The sequence below is a fragment of the Bradyrhizobium sp. 23AC genome (genome assembly GCF_054863025.1).
Genome location: NZ_JAVAYN010000185.1, coordinates 1 through 265, shown reverse-complemented (window position 1 = coordinate 265; position 265 = coordinate 1). Strand labels below are relative to the sequence as shown.

The 265-nt window shown below is 60.4% G+C and carries 1 protein-coding gene; it reads left to right on the top strand.

Translation table 11 applies throughout. From position 1 onward, the window contains the following. The coding region (locus RAD10_RS42030; protein WP_461622042.1) for a hypothetical protein at positions 1 to 265 on the top strand (265 nt) is incomplete at both ends.

Below are 265 nucleotides of genomic sequence, written 5' to 3'. Positions count from 1 at the left end.
GCGAACCCTCGACCCGCATGGGCAATATCGCGGTCGACCGCCAGACCTGGGCGCGTGCTGCCGAATATAAGCGCAAATGGGATAAGTATGAGAAGGACGGCGGCGAAATCCCCGGCCGCGACATCGCCATGGACACGCTGGCGGGCGTGCTGTCGGGCGAAATCCTCGTCCAGAACCATTGCTACCGCGCCGATGAAATGGCCATCGTCATGGATATGGCCAAGGAATTCGGCTATCATGTCAGTGCGTTCCACCATGCGGTGGA